Origin of the sequence: Streptomyces sp. NPDC060064 (assembly GCF_042736455.1) — a bacterium.
Classification (GTDB): Bacteria; Actinomycetota; Actinomycetes; order Streptomycetales; family Streptomycetaceae; genus Streptomyces.
Map to the genome: position 1 here is coordinate 194,392 of NZ_JBHWWF010000003.1, position 19,744 is coordinate 214,135.

The 19,744-nt window shown below is 69.6% G+C and carries 21 protein-coding genes; 13 read left to right on the forward strand and 8 right to left on the reverse strand.

Annotated features, from left to right (window positions below):
• Positions 1–22: 22 nt before the first annotated feature.
• Positions 23–796, reverse strand: a complete 774-nt coding sequence (locus tag ACFWDI_RS05175) for a CbtA family protein (protein WP_385301420.1) — start codon at positions 794–796, stop codon at positions 23–25.
• Between the two features lie 21 nt (positions 797–817).
• Positions 818–1,030, reverse strand: coding sequence for a CbtB-domain containing protein (locus ACFWDI_RS05180; RefSeq protein ID WP_385301421.1), 213 nt, complete (start codon positions 1,028–1,030; stop codon positions 818–820).
• A 262-nt stretch (positions 1,031–1,292) separates the two neighbouring features.
• Between ACFWDI_RS05180 and ACFWDI_RS05185 the strand changes: the two genes are divergently transcribed.
• The 3 genes from ACFWDI_RS05185 to ACFWDI_RS05195 all read left to right on the forward strand — a co-directional run bounded on the left by ACFWDI_RS05185 (position 1,293) and on the right by ACFWDI_RS05195 (position 3,432).
• A complete protein-coding gene (locus tag ACFWDI_RS05185; RefSeq protein WP_327326741.1) occupies positions 1,293–1,868 on the forward strand; it encodes a histidine phosphatase family protein in 576 nt (191 codons plus the stop codon).
• A 175-nt stretch (positions 1,869–2,043) separates the two neighbouring features.
• On the forward strand, positions 2,044–2,634 hold the full coding sequence (locus ACFWDI_RS05190; protein WP_385301422.1) for a hypothetical protein: 591 nt from the start codon (positions 2,044–2,046) through the stop codon (positions 2,632–2,634).
• Positions 2,635–2,703: 69 nt separating this feature from the next.
• Positions 2,704–3,432, forward strand: a complete 729-nt coding sequence (locus ACFWDI_RS05195) for a DUF1775 domain-containing protein (RefSeq protein ID WP_385301424.1) — start codon at positions 2,704–2,706, stop codon at positions 3,430–3,432.
• Positions 3,433–3,515: 83 nt separating this feature from the next.
• On the opposite strand, the gene ACFWDI_RS05200 is transcribed toward ACFWDI_RS05195, so the two are convergent.
• Positions 3,516–6,218: a SpoIIE family protein phosphatase gene (locus ACFWDI_RS05200; RefSeq protein WP_385301425.1), complete on the reverse strand. Its 2,703-nt coding sequence runs from the start codon at positions 6,216–6,218 to the stop codon at positions 3,516–3,518.
• 316 nt (positions 6,219–6,534) lie between these two features.
• Entirely contained in the window at positions 6,535–8,166 is a 1,632-nt protein-coding gene (locus ACFWDI_RS05205) for an FAD-dependent oxidoreductase (protein WP_385301634.1), read from the reverse strand.
• Positions 8,167–8,433: 267 nt separating this feature from the next.
• Here ACFWDI_RS05205 and ACFWDI_RS05210 point away from each other — a divergent pair, with 267 nt between their 5' ends.
• The 7 genes from ACFWDI_RS05210 to ACFWDI_RS05240 all read left to right on the forward strand — a co-directional run bounded on the left by ACFWDI_RS05210 (position 8,434) and on the right by ACFWDI_RS05240 (position 13,682).
• The gene (locus ACFWDI_RS05210) at positions 8,434–9,555 is read left to right on the forward strand and encodes a SchA/CurD-like domain-containing protein (protein ID WP_385301426.1); all 1,122 of its coding nucleotides are present in this window, start codon (positions 8,434–8,436) and stop codon (positions 9,553–9,555) included.
• A gap of 70 nt (positions 9,556–9,625) precedes the next feature.
• On the forward strand, positions 9,626–10,060 hold the full coding sequence (locus ACFWDI_RS05215) for a cupin domain-containing protein (protein ID WP_385301427.1): 435 nt from the start codon (positions 9,626–9,628) through the stop codon (positions 10,058–10,060).
• Complete coding sequence (locus tag ACFWDI_RS05220; protein WP_385301428.1) at positions 10,057–11,325, forward strand: beta-ketoacyl-[acyl-carrier-protein] synthase family protein; 1,269 nt, start codon at positions 10,057–10,059, stop codon at positions 11,323–11,325. The genes ACFWDI_RS05215 and ACFWDI_RS05220 overlap by 4 nt, the downstream gene beginning before the upstream one ends.
• Positions 11,322–12,572: a beta-ketoacyl synthase N-terminal-like domain-containing protein gene (locus tag ACFWDI_RS05225; protein ID WP_385301430.1), complete on the forward strand. Its 1,251-nt coding sequence runs from the start codon at positions 11,322–11,324 to the stop codon at positions 12,570–12,572. The genes ACFWDI_RS05220 and ACFWDI_RS05225 overlap by 4 nt, the downstream gene beginning before the upstream one ends.
• Positions 12,573–12,586: 14 nt before the next feature.
• Positions 12,587–12,841 (forward strand): acyl carrier protein, encoded by a 255-nt coding sequence (locus ACFWDI_RS05230; protein ID WP_327326749.1) that lies wholly within the window; start codon positions 12,587–12,589, stop codon positions 12,839–12,841.
• A 1-nt stretch (position 12,842) separates the two neighbouring features.
• The gene (locus tag ACFWDI_RS05235; protein WP_327326750.1) at positions 12,843–13,322 is read left to right on the forward strand and encodes an SRPBCC family protein; all 480 of its coding nucleotides are present in this window, start codon (positions 12,843–12,845) and stop codon (positions 13,320–13,322) included.
• Between the two features lie 27 nt (positions 13,323–13,349).
• Entirely contained in the window at positions 13,350–13,682 is a 333-nt protein-coding gene (locus ACFWDI_RS05240) for a TcmI family type II polyketide cyclase (RefSeq protein WP_327326751.1), read from the forward strand.
• 84 nt (positions 13,683–13,766) lie between these two features.
• Here the strand turns inward: ACFWDI_RS05240 and ACFWDI_RS05245 are convergent, their stop codons facing one another.
• On the reverse strand, positions 13,767–14,834 hold the full coding sequence (locus tag ACFWDI_RS05245; protein WP_385301431.1) for a methyltransferase: 1,068 nt from the start codon (positions 14,832–14,834) through the stop codon (positions 13,767–13,769).
• 32 nt (positions 14,835–14,866) lie between these two features.
• On the reverse strand, positions 14,867–15,931 hold the full coding sequence (locus ACFWDI_RS05250) for a nitrous oxide reductase family maturation protein NosD (RefSeq protein ID WP_385301433.1): 1,065 nt from the start codon (positions 15,929–15,931) through the stop codon (positions 14,867–14,869).
• Positions 15,932–16,071: 140 nt separating this feature from the next.
• Between ACFWDI_RS05250 and ACFWDI_RS05255 the strand changes: the two genes are divergently transcribed.
• Positions 16,072–16,971: a hypothetical protein gene (locus ACFWDI_RS05255; protein WP_385301434.1), complete on the forward strand. Its 900-nt coding sequence runs from the start codon at positions 16,072–16,074 to the stop codon at positions 16,969–16,971.
• A gap of 54 nt (positions 16,972–17,025) precedes the next feature.
• Here ACFWDI_RS05255 and ACFWDI_RS05260 read toward each other — a convergent pair whose 3' ends face one another.
• A complete protein-coding gene (locus ACFWDI_RS05260) occupies positions 17,026–17,451 on the reverse strand; it encodes an acyl-CoA thioesterase (RefSeq protein ID WP_385301435.1) in 426 nt (141 codons plus the stop codon).
• Between the two features lie 272 nt (positions 17,452–17,723).
• Between ACFWDI_RS05260 and ACFWDI_RS05265 the strand changes: the two genes are divergently transcribed.
• Both ACFWDI_RS05265 and ACFWDI_RS05270 read left to right on the forward strand, forming a co-directional pair.
• On the forward strand, positions 17,724–19,043 hold the full coding sequence (locus tag ACFWDI_RS05265) for a hypothetical protein (protein WP_385301436.1): 1,320 nt from the start codon (positions 17,724–17,726) through the stop codon (positions 19,041–19,043).
• Positions 19,040–19,171, forward strand: coding sequence for a hypothetical protein (locus ACFWDI_RS05270; RefSeq protein WP_385301438.1), 132 nt, complete (start codon positions 19,040–19,042; stop codon positions 19,169–19,171). The genes ACFWDI_RS05265 and ACFWDI_RS05270 overlap by 4 nt, the downstream gene beginning before the upstream one ends.
• Here ACFWDI_RS05270 and ACFWDI_RS05275 read toward each other — a convergent pair.
• Positions 19,168–19,578, reverse strand: coding sequence for a Fur family transcriptional regulator (locus ACFWDI_RS05275; RefSeq protein WP_385301439.1), 411 nt, complete (start codon positions 19,576–19,578; stop codon positions 19,168–19,170). The two genes, ACFWDI_RS05270 and ACFWDI_RS05275, sit on opposite strands and share 4 nt — an antisense overlap.
• Positions 19,579–19,744: the final 166 nt, after the last annotated feature.

Genomic DNA, 19,744 nt, shown 5'->3' on the forward strand with positions numbered 1-19,744 from the left:
CTGATGGCGCTGATATGTCGCGTCAGCCCGCGGCAGAAGCTGTCCGCGAGGGCGTGCTGCTTCCCGCGGCCGCCGTCCGGGCGGCACTCGGCACCAGGAGGCGCTCCGCGAGGTGACCGAAGACCAGCCCGAAGAACGTCCAGAGGGTGACCTGGATGGCGAGCGTGGCCAGTCGGAAGTCCCACACCACCGTGGCCGGGAAGCCCTTGGGCACCTCGTTGAACGAGGGCAGGAAGGCGAAGGCGAGCCCGGCCGCCGCGATGAAGGCGGCCGCGGCGGCGACGGTCGCGTTCCAGTTGCCCAGCCGGGGAGCCAGCCGCTTCCCGAGGATCACCGCTGCGACAGCGAGCAGCACGCTGAGCACGATCATCAGGAAGTACACGGTGGTGCGCTTGCCGATCGTTTCGGGGTCACCGACGGCCGGCGGGTTCGGCGGGTACTTGAGATACGGCACGACGTACACGGCCAGCAGCGCGCCCAGGGAGACCAGGGCGGCCGTGGCGCGCGGGCCGAACCGGCCGATGCGGCCGAGCGCGACACAGAAGGCGAGGGCGGCGATGCCGCCGATCGCGACGCCGAAGACCAGCACACCAGTGGCGAGGCCGGCCGTCGACTGCATGGCACGGCTGACGAGTTCCTCGCCGCCGTGCTCATGGCTGTGTGCTTCCTCGAAAGCGATGGCGGAGTCCACGGGGGACTCGCCGAGCAGGTAGGCCACGACCAGGGCGAAGAAGCCGGCAACGAGGCCGGCGAGCATGCCGCGGACGAGCAGAGCTCTGACAGAGATGGAGTTCATGAGTGAGTGTTCCCCTGGTTCTCAGTGGCAGGGGAAGCCGAGCAGGTGGCGTCCGTCGTGGACCCACTCGTGCACGCTCTCGCCGGAGATGAGCGCGGTGGCGCCCTGCTCGGCGCCGACGAAGTAGAGCAGGACGAGCATCAGCACGCCGAAGAAGAGTGCCCACGGGGCGATTGCCTTCAGCGAGATGGGGGTGATGGCCGGTGCGGCGGCGGGTGCAGCGGTCTGTGCCATGACAGAACCTCCTGGGGGAACACGCGTCCCGATCGTGGTGCCTGAGACGAAGGTGCTGGGTCTGACTTCCCGCAGAGGTACGGGTTCACAGTGGCGCGACCGTGCCGGATTCTCACCGGACTTCCGTCACACCGTCGTCATGTCCACGAGACCGTACCGCTTGGCGGCCTGCACCGCTACGGCGCAGGGGCGCATGCCGGGGCGCCTCAACGCCCGTGATGTGCTTGCATCATGGGCCGTCGGGCGGAGAGGAGTGTCCGGGATGACGGTACGGGTGATGTTGGTCTCACCGGCGATGAGTGCCGCGCTGCGCGGGGCGCGCTTCGACGGGGACGTACCCCTGGACGAGGCGGGAGTCCGCAGCGCCCGCGCCGCCGCCGGTGCGCTGCCGCGCGCCGGCCGGTGGGTGAGCGGCCCGTCCGCGCGCTGCCGTGAGACGGCCGAGGTGCTGGGGCTGCGGGCCGATCCCGAACTGCGGCTCGGGGACTGGGACATGGGCCGCTGGCGCGGGCGCACGCTGGAAGAAGTGAGCGTGAGCGAGCCGGAGGCGGTGTCGGCGTGGCTGACCGATCCCTCGGCCGCTCCGCACGGCGGTGAGTCGCTGCTGGCTCTGTGCGCCCGGGTCGGCGGCTGGCTCGAGTCGCTGTCGGCCGACGGGCGTGTGCTGGCGGTCACCGAGCCCGCGGTGGCGCGTGCGGCGATCGTGCATGCGCTGGCGCTGCCGGCGGAGGCGTTCTGGCGGCTGGACATCGCGCCCCTGACCCTGACCGAGCTCAGCGGACGGGCCGGGCGCTGGAATCTGCGCTGCGGACGGCCGTTGGCGGCGGACGCGGACTGACTTTCGGCGGTCAGTACGGACTGACCTTCGGCGGTCAGTACGGAGAGATCAGCAGGTTGGGGCACCCGCGGGCCTCCCGGTCGTGAATGATGGGCCCGGCATGCCGCAGACCCTCCGTCCTCCGTCTCGCAGCGCGCCGCGCGCTCGGTGGAGTGTGCGGGGCGCTCGGGCGGGTGTGTTCGCACTGGCGAGCATGGGCCTGGCCGGCGTCGGACACCATGTGGCGTCCGGAAAACCGGTCGCTTGGCTGCTGCTGCCGGCCGCGGCCGGCGCAGCCTTCCTCGGGGCGCTGCCCTGGGCGGGGCGGCGGCGTTCGCTCGCGGTGGTGGTGACCGCGACCTGCGCCGCGCAGCTCGTCCTCCACCAGGTGCTGGCGACGGCCGGGCCCGGCCGGCACGGCACACCGCACGCAGCCGCCCACCCGATGGCCGGTGATCACGGCCTGCATCCGGGCACGGCCGTGATGCTCCTGGCGCACACGCTGGCCGCCGTGGCCGTGGCGGTGCTGCTGCACCAGACGGACGACCAACTGGCGGCGCTCCCACGGCTCGTGGGCCTTCTCGCCGGCACGGTCCGCGACACCGTGGCGCGCCTGCTCGGCCGGTGGAGTGCGTACGCGTTCCGCTGCCCGGACGCCGCTCCAGCAGTCGCCGGATCGCGGCCGCTCCCAGGAGAGCCGGCGTGCGTCGTCCTCGCGCACATCGTGGTACGCCGGGGGCCGCCCGGTCATGGACCGTCACTGTCACCCTCACCGTCCCGTCCATGACCGACCAGCGGGCCTCTCGCCCTGTCGAGGGCTGCGCTGCCTCCGAGTTTCGAGGAGAAGATCCACACCATGAGTACCTTTCCCCTGCCTTCCGCCGTCCGGCGGTCGTTGCTTGTCGCCACCCTGGCCGTCGGCACAGTGCTCGCTGTGGCCGGTCCGGCCGCCGCCCACGTCGAAGTGACCGCCTCCGACGAGCGGGCCCTGGCGAAGGACGTGACGCTGACGTTCACGTCCGAGGCGGAGTCGGACACTGCGGGCATCGCCAAACTGCAGATCGTCCTGCCCGAGGGCATCGCGCCGGATGCGGTGAAGCTGAAGAAGGCGCCCGACGGCTGGAAGCTCACGCCGGGCGAACGCGGCTACACCATCGGTGGCAAGGCGCTGGCCACCGGCACGGACGTGGTCCACAGCATCACGGTGACGCAACTGCCGGACGTGAAGTCGCTGGTGTTCAAGACCGTGGAGACGTACGGCGACGGAAAGATCGACCGCTGGATCGAGGTGCCCAAGGGCGCCCAGGAGCCGGAGAATCCGGCGCCGGTGCTCACCCTGAAGCCGGCCGCGCCGGGCTCGACACCGATCAATGCCGGCTCGAGTCCCACTCCCAGCAAGGAGCCGAGTAAGGCCTCGCCCGCGCCGTTGCTCTCACAGCAGCAGCAGCAGCAGTCGGCGGCGAAGAAGAAGGACGACGGCGGAGGCAGCGGGGTTGTCGTCGCGGTCGCCGCCGTCGTGGTGGTGATCGCCGCGGGCGTCGGCCTGTGGTGGTTCAAGCGCCGTCCGGGCGCCGGATCGGCCTGAGCCGGAGGGCCGGGGCGCGGCAGGCTGCCGCACCCCGGCCCGGGCGTCCCCGGCGTTCGGGCAACGGCTGACGCACCGACCGGTCACGGTCCGCCTGTGGGGTCCGGCAACCCGTCGGTCTGCAGTGGCTGTTCCGTCCAGATGACCTTGCCGTCGGCGGTGTACCGCGTGCCCCAGCGCTCCGCGAACTGGGCGACGAGGAACAGCCCCCGGCCTCCCTCGTCCGTGATCGCCGCCTGCTTCAGATGCGGCGAGGTGTTGCTGTGGTCGGAGACCTCGCAGATCAGGCTGCGGTCGCGGATCAGCCGTACGCGGATCGGGCCGGAGGCGTACCGAATGGCATTGGTGACCAGCTCGCTCAGGATCAGCTCGGTGGTGAATGCCTCCTCCGCCAGACCCCACTCCGCCAGCTTCTCGGCCACAGCCGCTCGTACGCGTGACACCTCTGCGGGCTCGGGCGAAACCTCCCAGTCCGCCACTCGCCCGGAGTCCAGCACGCGCGTACGGCCGACGAGCAGTGCCACGTCGTCGCTCGGGCTCTCGGGCAGCAGCGCTTGCAGTGCCGCCTCGCAGGTTTCCTCCGGTGTCCGGGCCGCGTGGTCGGAGAGCGTACGGCGGAGCAGGGCCAGGCCGTCGTCGATGTCCCGGCGCCGGTCCTCGACGAGCCCGTCCGTGTACAGCACCAGTCCGCTGCCTTCGGGCAGCCGGATTTCCAGGGTCTCGAAGGGCAGACCGCCGAGCCCGAGCGGCGGGCCGCCCGGTACGTCGGCGAACTCCGCGCTGCCGTCCGGCCGCAGGAGCAGGGGCTGGAGGTGGCCGGCCCGTGCCATGGTGCAGTGGCCGGAGACCGGGTCGTAGATCGCGTACAGGCAGGTGGCTCCGGTGACTCGCGCCTCGGAGCCGTCCACGGCCTCGTCCTGGTCGATACGGGCGACCAGCTCGTCGATGTGCCACAGGAGCTCGTCGGGCGGCAGGTCCAGGGCGGAGAAGTTGTGGACCGCCGTCCGCAGCCGGCCCATGGTGGCCGCGGCATGCAGCCCATGACCTACGACGTCGCCCACCACGAGCGCCACCCGGGCGCCGGGCAGCGGGATGATGTCGAACCAGTCGCCGCCGACTCCGCCGAGTCCGCCGAGCCCGGCCTGCGCGGGCCGGTACCGGTAGGCGGCGTCGATGGCGTTCTGCTCCGGCAGGCCGCGCGGCAGCAGGCTGCGCTGCAGGGCCACCGCCATGGTGTGCTCGCGCGAGTAGCGCCGGGCGTTGTCGATGCTCACCGCGGCCCGGGCGACCAGCTCCTCGGCGAGCGAGAGATCCTCGTCCTCGAACGGCTCGGGCTTCTCCGAGCGCCAGAACATCGCCACGCCCAGAATGACGCCGCGGGCGCGCAGCGGAACCGCGATCATCGAGTGGATTCCGTAGTCGGCGACAAGCTTGCGGGCTCGTTCCGGATCCTGTTCCTGCCAGCCGCCGAAGGCCGCCAGATCCGCCTCCAGGACAGCCTCTCCCGCCCCGATGCCGGAACCCAGCCGGGTGGACGGTACGAAGCGGATCAGCTGGCCGAGCGGGTAGAGCGCCGTGTCGTCCCGGAGGCCCTTGAAAGCCGTACGACGCATCTGCGGGCCGGCTCCCGTCGGCTCCTCGCCACGCAGCACGTCCTCCACCACATCGACGGTGGCGAAGTCGGCGAAGCGGGCCGCGGCGAACTCCGCCAGTTCCTCGCACGTCCGCACCACGTCGAGCGTGGTGCCGATCTCCGTACCGGCGTCGTACAGGAGCTTCAGGCGCCCCCGCGCCACCTCGGCCCGGCCGGAGAGCGCCCGCAGTTCGGTGGTGTCGCGCAGCGTCGCCACGCTGCCGGGCGGCCCGCCGGCCTGGTCCGTCGAGCGCTGGTTGACGGCGAGCAGCCGCTCTCCGACCAGATACACCTCGTCGTTGGCGATCCTGCCCGAGACCAGCAGCCGGGCGGTGAGCGGATCCAGCCCCAGCTCGGTGACCGGGGCCCCTTCCACGTCCGCAGGGAGCTCGAGCAGCCGGCGCGCCTCGTCGTTGGCGAGGAGCAGCCGTCCGTCGCCGCCGACGATGAGCACACCCTCCCGTACGGCATGCAGAACGGCGTCGTGGTGCTCGTACATCCGGGTCATCTCGGCAGGGCCCAGACCGTGGGTCTGGCGCCGCAACCGTCTGCTGACCAGCGCCGTTCCGCCCGCGGTCACGAGGAGCAGCGCGGCGGCGGCGCCGAACAGAAGAGGGAACTGATTCTGGACGACGCCGCTGACATGCGCGATGGTGATCCCGGCCGAAACCAGGCCGACGACCTTGCCATGGGTGTCGGTGACGGGCACCACGGCCTGCACCAGAGGCCCGATGGTTCCGACGATTTTCTCGGTGACGATGCCGCCGTTCAGCGCCGGCTGGAGGTTGCCGACGAATTTCTTTCCGATCCGGTCGGGAAGTGGGTGCGTGTAGCGGATTCCGTCGGTGCTCAGTACGACGATGAAGTCGACGTCGGACCGTTTGCGTGCCCGTTCGGCCAGGGGCTGCAGTATCGCGGTGGGGTGGGGACTGGACAGGGCTGCCACGATGCCGGGTGAATGCGCGAAGGTCTGGGCCACGGCGACGGACCGATTGCGGGCCTCACGTTCACTGTCGGACTGGGACTGCAGCACGAGCGCCGCCATGGCGGCGGCGACGAGCAACACCACGATCGCCACCTGCAGGAGAAAGACCTGACCTGCGACAGTTCGCATCTTCAGAACCGAGCGCGGGCGGCCGTAGCGTCCGGCCATGTGCTATTTGTACACCTCCGGCATACGCTGGGCGATCCGCATACCGTAGATCGCAGGGGGCGCGCACGCGACGCACTTGCCGTAATCAGCGGCTCCGGGCCGGGTTTTGGACCAGGTGGATCATGGCCGGTACAGGTCGGTCGGGGCCGGGGCGGCGCCAGGCGTCGGGGGCAGCCCGGGGAGCGTGCCTGCGGGATCCGTACATCACCTCGGCCCGCACCGGCCTCACCCGCCCGCACCCGCTGTCGGGGGCGGTGCTGGTGCTGCCGGATGCGGGCCGGGTCTGGTCTGGCCAGTGCGGCTTTCGGCGCTGCGGTCAGTCGCGGTACAGCAACTTCGTCATGACCTCGCGGACGGTGGCCTCCGGATCAGCCACCGCGCCCGCCGACCGCCAGGCGACGAAGCCGTCCGGGCGTACGATCAGCGCGCCATCCGCCGTCGTGCCGTGCGTCTCGGCCCAGTCGGCCCCGTTCCCGGGCGTCAGGTCGGCGTCCGGTCCCGCACCGATCGCGTACGCGTCAAGCCGCACGGACAGCAGCTCGGCGACCTTCCGGGCCGCCGCACGCCACGCCGTGCCCTCCGAGCTGAGCAGCACGAACGCCCGCTCGTAGAGGTCCAGCGTGGACATCCGCTCACCCGATCCGACGACCCACATATGGGGGGACCTGGTGCCGGGTTCGCCCGTCAGCTGCATTCGCTCGGGCACCACGGGCCGTTCGGGGTCCACACCCAGGACGGCGCCGTGGGGGTAGCCGTAGCCCATGGCCACATTGAGGATCCCGCCCTGCCGCCCGCCGCCCGGGGTGGCGACGGGCGCGTACCCCGGGTGGCTGTGCTCGGCGGAGCGGGCCGACGCGCGCTCGCTCGTCGCGCGCGCCACCGGCAGCCGCTCGGACTCGTACGTCGAGAGCAGTTCCGGCCCCGCCGCGCCCTCCAGCACCGCCGCGAGCTTCCAGGCGAGGTTGTGCGCGTCCTGGATTCCGGTGTTGGAGCCGAAAGCTCCGGTCGGGGACATCTCGTGAGCCGAGTCCCCGGCAAGGAAGACCCGGCCCGAGAAGTACCGCTCGGCGACCCGTTCCGCGGCGTGCCACGGCGCCATGCCGGTGATCTCAACATCCATGCCTGACACGTCCGTTGCCCGGCGGATGTGCTCGATGCACCGCTCGTCGGTGAAGTCCGCGAGCGTCTCGCCCTGCTCCGGGTGCCACGGCGCGTGGAACACCCACTGCTCCTTGTTGTCCACCGGCAGCAGAGCGCCGTCCGCCTCGGGGTTGGTGAGGTAGCAGCAGATGAAGCGCCGGTCGCCCAGCGCCTCCGCGAGCCGCCGCGAACGGAAGGTGATACTCACGTTGTGGAACAGGTCGCCGTGGCCCGTCTGGCCGATGCGGAGCTGCTCCCGGATAGGGCTCCGCGGCCCGTCGGCCGCGACGAGATAGTCCGCGCGCACCTTGGTGTGCTTGCCGGTCTCCCGGTCCTTCATGACCGCGCTCACGCCCGTCGCGTCCTGCTCGAAGGTCATCAGTTCGGTGGAGAACCGCAGGTCGCCGCCCTCCTTCCGGGCGCAGGACAGCAGCACGGGTTCGAGGTCGTTCTGACTGCACAGGCACCACGAGCTCGGGCTGAAGCGCGCGAGCGCACCACCGGGGTCGATCTCCTTGAACAGCCACTCCTGGTCGTCGCCGGTCAGCGATCCCGCTTGCAGGATGCCGTGGTTCTCCGCGAGGACCGATGCGGCCTGCCGGATCTCCGGCTCTGCCTCGGCGCCGCGGAACAGCTCCATCGTCCGAACGTTGTTCCCGCGTCCACGCGGGTGCTTCGAAGTGCCTGAGTGCTTCTCGATCAGCAGGTGACTGATGCCGAGGCGGCCCAGGAACAGCGAGGTGGACAGGCCCACCAAGGACCCGCCCACGATCAGGACCGGCACGCGGTGGTCGATGTTCTCTTCCAATTCCATGAGTTGCTCCAGCTCCTGCCGCCCTAGGGGGATGGAACTTTCATGCCCTCTACGGAAGCCGTTTGCTCCCGCATTCACCCGCATGGTTCTCAGCTCTCGCGCCACTCGTGGTACCGGACCACGATCGGTTGCGGGAGCGCCCCCCAACACATGGGAGGCGGACCGTCCGTATCCGCAGGGCGATTGACCCGGCGGATTCCACTGACGACGGACGAGGTCCACGCGAAGTGGCGGCCACGCTGTCGCAAAGGAGAGTGAAAGATGACAACCCTGTCGGAACGGACATCGCAGTCCGCCTTCGACGGCTCCAGGCTTCGGGTCGTCCTGCTATTGGATCTTCATGACGGTGCCCAGAACCAGTTCCTGGAGGCGTACGAGCATCTGCGCAACCAGGTGGCGTCGATCCCCGGTCACATCAGCGACCAGCTCTGCCAGTCGATCGAGAACCCGTCGCAGTGGCTCATCACCAGCGAATGGGAGAGCGCACCGCCCTTCCTGGCCTGGGTGAACAGCGAGGAGCACGTCGAGACGGTCCAGCCGCTGCACAACTGCGTGCGCGACACGCGGTCGCTGCGGTTCAGCGTTCTGCGGGAGACCGAAGGAGCCGCCGGCGGTGCCCCTGACAAGCTCAAGGGCGGGCTCCAGGCCTCGCCCAGGCTCGGGGACGGCGTGGTCCGGCACGCGCTCACCTTCACGGTCAAGCCGGGCAGCGAGAAGGAGGTCGCGAAGATCCTCGCCGGCTACACCTCCCCGGCGGCCCAGGTCGACGAGCACACCCGGTTGCGCCGTACCTCGCTCTTCATGCACGGCAACCGCGTCGTGCGGGCCATCGAGGTGCAGGGGGACCTGCTTGCGGCACTGCGCTACGTGGCCCGCCAGCCGGAGGTCAGGAAGGTGGAGGAGGCCATCAACCCGTATCTGGAGCAGGACCGGGACCTGGACGATCAGGACTCCGCCCGGATGTTCTTCACCCGGGCGGCGCTCCCGGCGGTCCACCATGTGGCGGCCGACGGGCCCCCGCCCACCGACGTACACCGGCACGCGCTGCTCTACCAGGCCAAGGAGGGCTGCGGGATGGCCCTGGCCCGGCTGCTCGCCAAGCAGGCCGAGACGGCGGCCAACGATCCCACGACCCCCATCGCGAGCTGCACCATCTTCCAGCGCGACGACATCGTGGTCCGGCTCATCGACATGAACGGCCCGCTCGAAGCGCGGCCCGAACTGGCGCTCGGCATCAGCGGTGCCAGGAAGGCAGCCACGCTCACCCGTCTGCTGGCCACCGGAAAGGACGGCGTGCCGACCACCGACGAGGAGTTCTCACGCTTCCTCGCCAGCTCCGACATGCGCCTGATCACGGACCGGTGCGCCTCGTCGGAATCCTGAACCCGATTGTCCGGCCCATCCAGCCACGCGGCCAAGGCCGTCGGGGGCAACGCACCTGGAGGAAGCAGTCATGACCACGCACCGCCCACGCATCGTGGACCTCAGCGAGACCCAGCCCAACCGCAGGCGCGGAGGCGACCTGCGCGCCATGCTCACCCCGACCGCGGTGGGTGCCACCACTGGCTTCATGGGGCTGGCCATCGTGCAGCCCGGTGAGCGCATCGGGGAGCACTACCACCCGTACTCCGAGGAGTTCGTCTACGTCGTCAGCGGGCTCCTCGAGGTGGACCTGGACGGAGAGACGCATGCGATGCGACCCGATCAGGGCCTCATGATCCCGCTGAATATGCGCCACCGGTTCCGCAACGTCGGAAACGTGGAGGCCCGCATGGTGTTCCACCTCGGTCCGCTGGCCCCGCGCCCGGAGCTCGGGCACGTCGACACCGAGGACACCGAGAACTCCGAGCAGGGCCTGCCGCCGGAACGGACTGGGGCGGTGTCGTGAACCGGCGGGTGGCGGTCACCGGGGTCGGTATCGTCGCCCCCGGCGGAGTCGGCGCCACGGCGTTCTGGGACCTGCTCGCCAACGGCCGTACGGCGACGCGGGGCATCACCCTCTTCAACCCGGAGGGTTTCCGCTCCCGTATCGCCGCCGAGGTCGACTTCGATCCGGCGGCGCACGGTCTCGACGAGAACCAGGTGGCGCGCTCGGACCGGTACATCCAGTTCGCGCTGGTGGCCGCCCGGGAGGCGGTACGTGACGCCGGTCTCGACCCCGAGAAGGAGGATCCCTGGCGCATCGGGGTGTCGTTGGGCACCGCGGTCGGCGGCACCACACGTCTCGAGCACGACTACGTCGCCGTCAGCGAGAGCGGCACGTACTGGGACGTGGACCACCACCCGGCCGGACCTCATCTGCAGCGCGCGTTCTCGCCCAGCTCACTCGCTTCCGCGGTGGCCGAGCAGGTCGGTGCCCACGGCCCGGTGCAGACCGTCTCGACGGGCTGCACCTCGGGACTCGACGCGATCGGCTACGCCTTCCACGCCATTGAGGAGGGCCGGCTCGACGTCTGCATAGCGGGCGCGTCGGACTCGCCCATCTCACCCATCACCGTGGCGTGCTTCGACGCGATCAAGGCCACCTCGCCGAACAACGACGACCCGGCCCACGCCTCCCGGCCGTTCGACGCCAACCGGGACGGGTTCGTCATGGGCGAGGGCGGCGCCGTCCTCATCCTGGAGGACCTGGAGCACGCTCGCGCCCGCGGCGCGACCGTGTACTGCGAGATAGGGGGTTACGCCACCTTCGGCAACGCCTACCACATGACCGGGCTCACCCCCGAGGGACTGGAGATGGCCCAGGCGATCAACACCGCCCTCGACCACGCCCGTATCGACCGCTCACAGATCGACTACGTCAACGCACACGGCTCCGGCACCAAACAGAACGACCGGCACGAGACAGCCGCGGTGAAACGCTCACTGGGCGACCACGCCTTCAAAACGCCCATGAGCTCCATCAAATCCATGGTGGGCCACTCGCTGGGCGCCATCGGCGCGATCGAACTCGTGGCCTGCGTACTGGCCATGGCCCACCAGGTGGTGCCGCCGACGGCGAACTACGAGACCCCCGACCCCGAGTGCGACCTCGACTATGTGCCGCGCACCGCCCGCTCACGGAAGCTGCACAGCGTGCTCTCGGTGGGCAGCGGATTCGGCGGTTTCCAGTCGGCGGTCGTCATGACCAGACCAAGTGGGAGGACCCTATGAGCTCCCGGCAGGATCGGCACACGGTCGTCACCGGCATCGGTGTCATAGCCCCCAACGGGGCCAACACCGAGGCCTTCTGGAAGTCGACCCACGAGGGCCTCAGCGTCCTCGACCGCGTCACCCGCGAGGGCTGCGAGCATCTTCCGCTCCGCGTCGCGGGCGAGGTGCGCGACTTCGACGCGACTGCGCTGATAGAGGAGCGCTTTCTCGTCCAGACGGACCGGTTCACGCACTTCGCGATGGCAGCGGCCGATCTCGCCATGGACGACGCCCGGCTCGGCCGCGGCGACTACGAGGGTTCGCCCTTCGCCGTGGGTGTGGTGACCGCGGCGGGCTCCGGTGGTGGCGAGTTCGGACAGCGCGAACTGCAGCGGCTGTGGGGACAGGGCTCCCGCTTCGTCGGCCCGTACCAGTCCATCGCCTGGTTCTACGCCGCGAGCACCGGCCAGATATCCATCCGCGGCGGCTTCAAGGGGCCGTGCGGCGTCGTGGCCAGCGACGAGGCGGGCGGGCTCGACGCGCTCGCGCATGCCGCCGGTGTCATCCGCCGCGGCACCGACGCGGTCGTGGTCGGTGCCGCGGAAGCCCCGCTGGCGCCCTACTCGGTCGTCTGCCAGCTGGGGTACGACGATCTGAGCACCGGCGAGGAACCGGACCGCGCCTACCGGCCGTTCACCGCCGACGCCTGCGGCTTCGTCCCAGCCGAAGGCGGCGCGATGCTCGTGGTCGAGGAGGAGGTGGCGGCCCGCCGCCGAGGGGCCCGGGTCCGCGCCCGGGTGGCCGGGCACGCAGCGACCTTCACCGGACCGTCGCGGTGGGAGGAGTCCCGCGAGGGACTGGCCCAGGCGATCCGTGGCGCTCTGAGAGACGCCGAGTGCGCGCCGGAGGAGATCGACGTGGTCTTCGCGGACGCGCTCGGCGTACCGGAGGCCGACCGCGCCGAGGCGATGGCGATCGCCGACGCGCTGGGCGCACACGGCAGCAAGGTACCGGTGACGGCGCCCAAGACCGGGATCGGCCGGGCCTACTGCGGCGGACCCGTGCTCGACGCGGCCGCCGCCGTGCTGTCCATGGAGCGCGACCTCGTACCACCCACTCCCAATGTCTTCGACGTGTGCCACGACCTCGACGTCGTGACCGGCCGGGCGCGCCCCGCTCAGCTGCGGACGGCGCTGGTGCTGAGCCGCGGGCTCATGGGCTCGAACGCGGCACTGGTGCTGCGGCACGCCACCGAAACCCCCTCATGAGAAGGAGAGCACTCATGTCCGCTCTGACCATCCAAGAACTGGCCGCACTGATGAAGAAGGGCGCCGGCGTCACCGTCGACCCCTTGGACCTGGCAAACCGGCCCAACACCCGCTTCGACGAGTTCGGCCTCGACTCGCTGGGCCTGCTCGGCATCGTCGGCGAGCTGGAGAACCGGCACGGCCGTCCCCTTCCCGCCGACGCGGACCGGTGCAAGACCCCGCAGGAGTTCCTCGAACTCGTCAACAACAGCCTCATGACTGGAGCCTGACGTGCCCGGACACACCGAGAACGAAATCACCGTCGCCGCCCCCCTGGACCTCGTCTGGGACATGACCAACGACCTCGAGAACTGGCCTCAGCTGTTCAGCGAGTACGCGTCGGTCGAAGTCCTGTCCCGGGAGGGCGATACGACGACCTTCCGGCTGACCATGCATCCCGACGAGAACGGCAAGATCTGGAGCTGGGTCTCGGAACGGACTATCGACCGCAAGGGCCGGAAGGTGCGGGCCCGCCGCGTCGAGACCGGCCCCTTCGAGCGCATGGACATCCGGTGGGAGTACACGGAGGTCCCCGGCGGCACCCGGATGCACTGGACCCAGGACTTCGCGATGAAGCCGGAAGCCCCGGTCGACGACGCCTGGATGACCGACAACATCAACCGCAACTCCCGGGTCCAGATGGAACTCATCCGGGACAAGATCGAGCAGCGCGACCGCGACAGCCGTACCGCCGCCGTCACCCCCAACTGAGCCCGGGCAAGGAAAGGGAGCCTCCCGATGCACCAAGCTCTGATCGTCGCCCGTATGGCGCCGGAATCGGCCCCGGACATCGCCAAGCTGTTCGCGGCCTCCGACGCCGGTGAACTTCCGCACCTCGTCGGCGTCACCCGCCGCAGCCTGTTCCAGTTCGGCGATGTGTACATGCACCTGATCGAGTCCGAGAAGCCGCCCGGCCCCGAGATCGCGAAGGTGACGGAACATCCGGCCTTCCGGGACATCAGCGACCGGCTCACGGCCTTCGTCAGTCCGTACAACCCGGAGACCTGGCGGACCCCGAAGGACGCGATGGCCCACCAGTTCTACCGGTGGGAGCGCGACGGAACCACATGAGGACATGCGATCGCCCCGGGTCCGGGCTGAGAAGCCGGACTCGGGGCGTTGTTGCGTGTGTTGAGGTGCGCAGAGCGACCACGGTCACCCGGGGACGGTGCATTCGAACGCGTCGAGGTACGGGTTGACCGGGCGGATCTCGCCGATGAGCAGACCCGCCTTCGTCACCCTCTCCACCAGGCTCTGCTTGGTGTGCTTCGCGCCGCCGACGTTGAGCAGCAGAAGCAGATCCATGGCCGTGGTGAACTTCATCGAGGGAGTGTCGTCCACGAGGTTCTCGATGACCACGACCCGGGCCCCCGGCCGCGCCGCCGCCACGATGTTCCCCAGGGTTCTGCGGGTGCTCTCGTCGTCCCACTCCAGGATGTTCTTGATGATGTAGAGATCGGCCTCGACCGGGATGTCCTGGCGGCAGTCCCCGGGGACGATACGGACCCGATCCGCGAGCGAACCCCCTTCGCGCAGCCGTGGATCCGCCTTCGCGACCACGTCGGGCAGATCGAGCAGCGTGCCCCGGACGGCCGGATGCTTCTCCAGCAGGCTCGCGAGCACATGCCCCTGGCCGCCGCCGATGTCCGCGACCACCGAGATACCGGTCAGGTCGAGGAGCTCCGCGACTTCCAGCGCCGACTGCCTGCTGGACGTGGTCATGGCCCGGTTGAACACCTGGGCCGACTCGTGCGCGTCCTGGTGCAGATACTCGAAGAACCCCTTGCCGTACAGCTCGTGGAAGACGCTCCCGCCGGAACGCACCGCCTCGTCGAGCCGGGGCCAGGCGTCCCAGGTCCACGGCTCTGTGCACCACAGGGCGATGTACCGCAGGCTGTTGGGATCGTCCTCGCGCAGCATCAGCGACATGTCCGTGTGGGCGAACGTCCCGTCCTCGGTCTCGACGAAGATGCCGTAGCAGGACAGGGTGCGCAGCAGCCGGCGCAGCGACTTGGGTTCGCAGTCCACCGCGGTCGCGAGCTGCTCCGCGGTGGCGGGTGAATCGCCGAGCGCGTCGGCCACGCCCAGCCGGGCAGCCGCGCGTACGGCAGCGGCGCACGCCGCCCCGAAGACAAGCTCCCGCAGCCGCATGGCGGGCGGCGGGGTGGGCACGACGGGGGTGGTGATGGTGGTGGTGACGGGGGTGGGACTTACGGTGGTCATACCGCCTCGATTCTCCTGCTGAGGGTGAACACTCAGCACATCCCTGCGGGTTCGGAAGCCAGGCACTCATTGCTGAGGAACTCGTTGCGCGTTCCGCCACCCCGGTTGGCCAGGTCAGCCGTCTTGTTGCCCTGCACCCAGTTGTCCTTGATGACATTGCCGGTGTTGACGGCGCCCACGAAGCTCTGGAACAGCACGACTCCGCCGGAGAGCGGCGAGGAGCCGACATTTTCCATGATCAGGTTCGATTGGACGACGGCGGACTCGGTACCGGTGAGGACGATGCCGGATCCCTGGATGGCGGGGAGGCGGGTGGTGGCGGGGCAGAACTTGTTGTTCCGGTAGATCCAGTTGTCGCGGACGGTCATCGCCCCGGCTGTGGGCTTCGACTCGTCGCCCACGATGAACAATCCGGCGCAGTTCCCGGTCATGGTGTTGGCGCGGACGCTGAGGTTTCTGACCCGCCTGACCGTGACTCCGATCCGGTTGCCCGTCAGCCGGTTGTACGCGATCACCGTCTTCTTGGTGTCGGTCGCCCCGCCCTCCCGGTCGACCGTGTTGGCGATGAAGATGCCGGCGTCTCCGCTGCCCCGGACCGTGTTGTTACGGATCACCGACCGGGTGGACATCTCCTGGCCGATGCCCCAGGTGCCGTTCTTCTCGGCCGTCACCTGCTGGACCGTCAGCCGGTCGGTGCGGGTGGCCCAGATGGCGCTCTTCTTGAAGCCCGAGAGGGTCAGTGAGCGGATGCTGACGCCTACTACGTCCTTCTTCGCCTTACCCGTCACACAGATGCCGTTGCCGGCCCGGGCGCAGACGTTCGCGGCCGGCGTGGTCGCCTTCCGCGGCTTGATCACGGTCGCCTCGCCCATCCCGCTCAGGGTCAGGTTCGACTTCGTGACAAGGACGCTTTCGCGGTAGGTACCGGCCGCGATGACAATGGTGTCTCCCGGACTGGCGGCGTTCACCGCTTTCTGGATCGATTCGCCCGGATGCACCGTGTGGGTGGCCGCGCCGGCGGACGGAGCGGCTGCGCCCAGGCCGGAGACCATGATGACCGCGGTGCATGCGAGGCACGTGAACTGTCGTTTCGTCATGAGCCGAAGTTATGGGCGATCATCCCCGCTCGCCACATGGAGTGAGCGTATGGATACATCCCGTGCGCGAGTGGGTGTTTTTCGGTGGTCGCGCGGCCCGGCCCCAGCCCCTCCCGACGGCCCCTCTAAGGTGGCTTCTCATGTGGCCAGGACAGCAGCCGCCGGGGGGCGAGCAGCACTCCCAGGACGGGTATGTGAATCCGTATCAGCAGCCGAATCCGTACGCGACGGGTACGCCGCCCGAGCCTCCGCGCGGCGGCCGCAGCACGACGGCCGTCGCCGTCGCCGCGGCCACCGCCGTCGTCATCGCCGCCGGTGTCACCGGCTATCTGGTCCTGGGCGGCGACAAGGACGACACGGCGGATCCGGGGCCGACCCGATCGGCGTCGTCCCCGGTGTCCGGGCCGACCGGTTCGGGTGACGACGGTGCGCGCGACGCCGCCGACCCGAAACCGGTGATTCCCGGCTGGAAGGTCGTGGTGAACCCGAAGCGCGGCATCGCCTTCGACGTTCCCCCGGAATGGGGGCTCAAGTCGCCGAGCTGGTCCAGCTACGTCTCCGACAACAACGACCCGGAGGACAAGCCCCTCATCGGCTTCTCGGCCCCGGCGATGTTCAAGGAGAAGTGGTGCCAGTCCGACGACGACAAGAACGGCACCCCGGAGGACACGGCGCTCGCCACTGCCGGATCCAGAGGCGAGAAGGGGGCCAGGACCACCGAGGAGGCCGCCCGCAACAGCGTGTCCCTGTGGCTCTATGGCGCGTACACCCAGCCGGACAAGAAGAAGATCAAGACCGGTGCGGTGGAGTCGTACACCGCGAGGTCCGGCATCAAGGGCAGCGTGGCGACGGCGGTGTCCTCCGGCGTCGAGAAGAAGGGCAAGTGCGACACCGACGGCAAGGCCACCACGTTCGCCTTCGAGGACTCCAAGGGCGACTTCGTGTCCTGGACCTTCCTCGGCGCGAAGGACGTTGCGGGTGAGGTGCCGGACGCGACGGTACGGAAGATCCTGAGCACGGTGCGCCTGGTCGGCGGCTGACACTCCTCACACCCGAGCTCCACCGGGCCGCGACAGCGGCCCGGTGGAACCGTGTCAGAGGCCGAACACGCCGGGGTCGGAGGCCACGGCCCGGAAGTACTCGTGCGGGTCGGCGACCAGCTTGCGTGCCTCCAGGTCGAGCAGACCTCCGACGCTGACGACCTCGGCCACGAGAGTGTTGTCGTCCGTACGGTGGAACGTCTGCTCCACCTGGAACGACTTGCCCTCCCCGAAGATGAACGCGCAGGTTATGTCGACGTCATCACCCGCGACCACCTCGCGGTGATACCGGATCGTGGTCTCCAGATTGATCGGGCCGACGCCCTTCGCCAGCAGTGCCTTCTGCTCGATTCCGGCTGCCCGCAGCAACTCCCAGCGCGCGTGCTCCGCATGCTGCAGATACACCGTGCCGTTGAGGTGCCCCTGCGCATCGATCTCGTAACCGCGGACGGTAACCCTCACGGTAAACAGGTCTGCCATTTTTCAATCCCTTCAACAGGGCGCCGTTCAAGCGCCTTGTGCAAGGTAACGGGCCACTTCCATCCGGGAGTTAGTGTCGGTCGCGAGCCTGGACATCTGCACAAGGGTGGCGTTGCGTCGCGGGGCAGGGTTCCTTCGTCCCCCGGACGCGGTGAGGGGTTCCCCCTTGTCGGCGCCGGGGGCCCGTGGGCCGGGTCGAGGTGAGGGGCATATCGCGCCGATCCCATCGCCTGATGAGAAGTTGACCCAGCAGCCGTTCCTACGCTGGCGGCGTGACGAAACAGCTGGTGGTGAACGGTCAGGGGGAGGCGTGGGCCTCGGCGGTCGACGGACATCTGCGGTGGATCCACGGCCTGCTCGGCAGTCTTCGCCTCCCCGCCGAACGTCGGGACCTGTTGCGTTGCCATCTCCGCGCGGTCGTCTCCGCCGTTTCCCCCATGAGCAGTACGGAACACCGCCTCCTCCAGGAGGAGGTCCTGTGCCGTCATGTACCGTTCACCGCCGTCGTGGTGACCATGATGGACCTGGTCGACGCCGAGGACCACGAGGAGACCGTACGGCACCTCAGGCAGCGGCTGGAGGGCCTGCCCGGCCGCATCCCCGTAATACCGGCTCCGGTGCCCGGCGGCGGAGAGCCGGAGCTGGCGGTCCTGCGCTCAGTCGTCGAAGGCTTCACCCGGGGCAGCGGACGGGCGCTGTGGCGTGACCGGCGCATCGCCGCCCAGGTCGCCGACCACTGCGAGGCGATGACCCGGATAGCCGCCGAAGCCATCGCGGCCGGGCAACTGTCGCGTACCGAGGCCGACGAGCGGGCCAGGCAGGCACAGACGTTGCTGGAGAAGGAGGAACAGCAGTGGGAGCAGCTCCGCATTGACCTGACGGTGCGTCAACTCGCTCTCACCACCCGGCTGCGCACGCAGATCCAGAAGGAACGCGACGGTCTCATCGAGCGGCTGCGCTGGGAACTGGAACGCTCCCAGGACCCGGGTGGCTGGTGGGAACGGGACCTGCCGTTCCGGCTGCGGCACGAACTGTCGCTGCTCGCCCAGCGATCCGAGCGCACCGTCCTGCCCGGCCTCACCGCTGACACCGACTGGCTCGACGCCGAGGTCGCCGGGCGGCTGCCCGGTGCCTCCCACGGCCCCGCCTCGGCCTGGCTCGGACCCGCCGTGGAACCGCAGCTCTCCGGCGAGATCTCCGACCTGTCCAGGACCCGGCTGGCGACCCGGCTCGGCGCCCAGGGCGGCGCCATCGTCGGCTACATGATCGCCCTCGCCCGGTCGGCACCTGTACCGATGATCTACGGCGCGGGGTTCAGCCTGATCGGTGGCCTGCTGGCCGAGGGGGCCATCCGGTCCGCCACCGAACAGCAGCGCCAAGAGGTCGACGCCGTCCTCGTCCGCGTGGTCGACGACAGCACCACGGCCTTCCTGCGGCAGGCCGTCGACCTGCTCTCGGAGATCTACGCCGACGTGTTCGACCGACTGCGGCAGTCCCGCCTCGTGTGGCACGACGCCAGGCGGGACGCACTCGAATCCCCGCCCGGATCCGGCGCGATCTCGTCCTGGACGAGGCGGAGCGGGCCCAGTTGACCCGGTGGGCGAGGTGGGCGAAGGCAGCGCAGTTCCTGGCGCTGCTCGCGAAGATCGTGCTGCGCTGTGCGGCGGGTGGGACGAACGGGCAGGCCGCGACCGACCTCGACAGGGCAGGCGTTGCCTAGGCGCAGGAGGGGCACAGCCCGCGGTAGGTGACCTCGACCTCGGACACCGTGAAGCCGAACCGTTCCTCCGCCGGGAGGTCGGTCAGCGGACTGCCGGTCGGGTGGACATCGCGGATGGTGCCGCAGTTGGAGCACACCAGGTGCTGGTGCGGGTGGTGCGCGTTGGGGTCGTAACGCTTGGCGCGGCCGTCGGTGGAGACCTCTATGACCTCACCGAGGGAGACCAGCTCGCCCAGGGCGTTGTAGACGGTCGCCCGGGAGATCTCGGGCAGCCGCTGTACCGCGCGGGCGTGCACCTCGTCGGCCGTGAGATGCACGTGGTCGCCGTCGAGGACCTCCGCAACGACACGCCGCTGGGAGGTCATCCGCCAGCCACGCCCTCGCAGTCGCTCCAGCAGGTCACTCATATCGGTTCACCTATTCAGGTTCGGTGGGATACCCGAAGTTTACTGGTGGACATCCGGGTTCCGATTGGATAGGGGTTTGGCGCACTTCTTGACTTGGATTCTGTCCATCGTAGGATCGGTTCCGGTGATAGCCAAGGGACAGGAAGACTCCAGTACAGACAGGAGA

Bases quoted from the DNA above. Each gene is read 5' to 3' on its own strand.
- ACFWDI_RS05225 (WP_385301430.1), top strand. From the start codon at position 11,322: ATGAGCTCCCGGCAGGATCGGCACACGGTCGTCACCGGCATCGGTGTC.
- ACFWDI_RS05260 (WP_385301435.1), bottom strand. From the start codon at position 17,451: ATGGCAGACCTGTTTACCGTGAGGGTTACCGTCCGCGGTTACGAGATC.
- ACFWDI_RS05180 (WP_385301421.1), bottom strand. From the start codon at position 1,030: ATGGCACAGACCGCTGCACCCGCCGCCGCACCGGCCATCACCCCCATC.
- ACFWDI_RS05210 (WP_385301426.1), top strand. From the start codon at position 8,434: ATGACAACCCTGTCGGAACGGACATCGCAGTCCGCCTTCGACGGCTCC.
- ACFWDI_RS05185 (WP_327326741.1), top strand. From the start codon at position 1,293: ATGACGGTACGGGTGATGTTGGTCTCACCGGCGATGAGTGCCGCGCTG.
- ACFWDI_RS05215 (WP_385301427.1), top strand. From the start codon at position 9,626: ATGACCACGCACCGCCCACGCATCGTGGACCTCAGCGAGACCCAGCCC.
- ACFWDI_RS05175 (WP_385301420.1), bottom strand. From the start codon at position 796: ATGAACTCCATCTCTGTCAGAGCTCTGCTCGTCCGCGGCATGCTCGCC.
- ACFWDI_RS05275 (WP_385301439.1), bottom strand. From the start codon at position 19,578: ATGAGTGACCTGCTGGAGCGACTGCGAGGGCGTGGCTGGCGGATGACC.
- ACFWDI_RS05255 (WP_385301434.1), top strand. From the start codon at position 16,072: ATGTGGCCAGGACAGCAGCCGCCGGGGGGCGAGCAGCACTCCCAGGAC.
- ACFWDI_RS05200 (WP_385301425.1), bottom strand. From the start codon at position 6,218: ATGGCCGGACGCTACGGCCGCCCGCGCTCGGTTCTGAAGATGCGAACT.
- ACFWDI_RS05245 (WP_385301431.1), bottom strand. From the start codon at position 14,834: ATGACCACCGTAAGTCCCACCCCCGTCACCACCACCATCACCACCCCC.
- ACFWDI_RS05195 (WP_385301424.1), top strand. From the start codon at position 2,704: ATGAGTACCTTTCCCCTGCCTTCCGCCGTCCGGCGGTCGTTGCTTGTC.
- ACFWDI_RS05240 (WP_327326751.1), top strand. From the start codon at position 13,350: ATGCACCAAGCTCTGATCGTCGCCCGTATGGCGCCGGAATCGGCCCCG.
- ACFWDI_RS05250 (WP_385301433.1), bottom strand. From the start codon at position 15,931: ATGACGAAACGACAGTTCACGTGCCTCGCATGCACCGCGGTCATCATG.
- ACFWDI_RS05230 (WP_327326749.1), top strand. From the start codon at position 12,587: ATGTCCGCTCTGACCATCCAAGAACTGGCCGCACTGATGAAGAAGGGC.